The organism is Bartonella sp. MR168JLCBS (genome assembly GCF_042194175.1).
In genome coordinates this window covers 1-1735 of sequence record NZ_JBHIMP010000055.1, presented here as the reverse complement: position 1 = coordinate 1735, position 1735 = coordinate 1, and the positions used below count along the sequence as shown (strand labels likewise).

Sequence of the window (1735 nt, the reverse complement as noted above, 5' to 3'; positions counted from 1 at the left end):
AACAGAAGTGCACGGGGTATACCACTTAAATCTCTGCGCATCTCTAGAAACTGAAAGCCGTTTTTTTCAAACAAGTCGCAGACTTCTTTTTCTTGAGAGTGGCCGATTTCAACGGCTAAAGAGCCTTTGGTTTTTAAGTAGTTTCTTGCTTCATGAGCGAGTTTGCGATAAAAATGAAGACCATCTTTTCCACCGATGAGTGCACGCAATGGATCATGTAGACGCACTTCCTTTGCAAGGTTTTTGATATCTTTTTCTGGAATATAAGGTGGATTTGAAATAATAAGGTCGAACCGATCTGTAACAGAATCAAACCAATTACTGAGAAGAGGTGTAAAACGGTGTATGACCTTCGCATTTTTTGCGTTTTTTATCGCTGTTTTAAGTGCATCTTTAGAAATATCAACAGCCGTTGCATAGGATTGGGGAATTTGTTTAAGAATCGCAATGGCAATAGCGCCGCTTCCTGTTCCCATATCAAGCAGTGTTGTTTTTCCTAATTTGTCTACATATTTTTTGAGGAGAGGTAAAACAAGATCCACCAGTGTTTCTGTGTCAGGGCGTGGTTCTAATGTCTCCTGAGATAATGCGAAGGATATACCATAAAATTCCCGTTTTCCAATAATACGATAGACAGGTTCGCCATTAATACGTCGTTGGATAGCTTGTTCTAATTGTGTAATTTGCTCAAAAGATAGGCAGAGATCTGGATGGAGAATTCTGACAGATGCATTTGTACCTGTTATCCATTCAACAAGTATTTTTGCATCAAGATTGGCTTCAGGAATTCTTTGAATGCGCAATTTTTCTTGAGTTTGCCGGATGATACTCTTGAGAGAATAATCGTTCATCCATTGCCGTCCATTTCAGTAAGGAGAGCGGTTTGGTAATCGGATATGAGTGCATTAATAAGCTCATCGAGATCTCCTTCCAGAATGCGGTCAAGCTTATACAGCGTGAGATTAATACGATGATCCGTGACACGTCCTTGTGGGAAATTATAGGTACGAATGCGTTCTGATCGATCACCAGAGCCAACTTGGTTTTTACGGGATGCTGAGCGTTCACTTTCGGCTTTTTTTTGTTCGATATCGAATAAGCGTGCACGTAAAATTTGGAGTGCACGTGCTCGGTTTTGGTGCTGTGATTTTTCTGCTTGTACAACCATAATTCCTGTTGGAATATGCGTAATACGAACAGCTGAATCGGTTGTATTGACATGCTGTCCTCCTGCTCCAGAGGCACGCATTGTATCGATGCGAATATCTTCTGGACGAATTTCAATATCAATTTCTTCAGCTTCTGGAAGTACTGCAACCGTAGCAGCAGACGTATGAATGCGTCCACTTGTTTCTGTTTCAGGAACCCGTTGTACACGATGGACGCCTGATTCAAATTTTAGCTTAGAAAAGACACCTTTGCCTGAAATAGTAGCAATAATTTCTTTATATCCACCAACTTCACCTTCATTAAGCGAAATGACTTCAACTTTCCAGTTATAAGCATTGGCATAACGCTCATACATGCGGAAAAGATCACCGACAAAAAGTGCTGCTTCTGATCCACCTGTTCCTGCTCGAATTTCAATAATGGCACTTTTTTCATCAGTAATATCTTTGGGCAAAAGAAGTATCTGGAGTTCTTTTTCAAGTTTTTCCATTTTCTGGAACAATGGTGGCAGCTCTTCTTGGGCAAGGTTACGCATTTCCACATCTGTTAGTTTATCGCTGATGAT

2 protein-coding genes are annotated in these 1735 nt (G+C 40.6%); both read right to left on the bottom strand.

What is annotated here, in order from left to right; translation table 11 throughout:
- A partial coding sequence (prmC, locus tag ACFIK8_RS09000) for a peptide chain release factor N(5)-glutamine methyltransferase (RefSeq protein WP_375669223.1) occupies window positions 1–851 on the bottom strand: 851 nt, incomplete at its 3' end.
- On the bottom strand, window positions 848–1735 hold an 888-nt coding region (gene prfA, locus ACFIK8_RS08995; RefSeq protein ID WP_375669222.1), incomplete at its 5' end, for a peptide chain release factor 1. The genes prmC and prfA, both read right to left, overlap by 4 nt.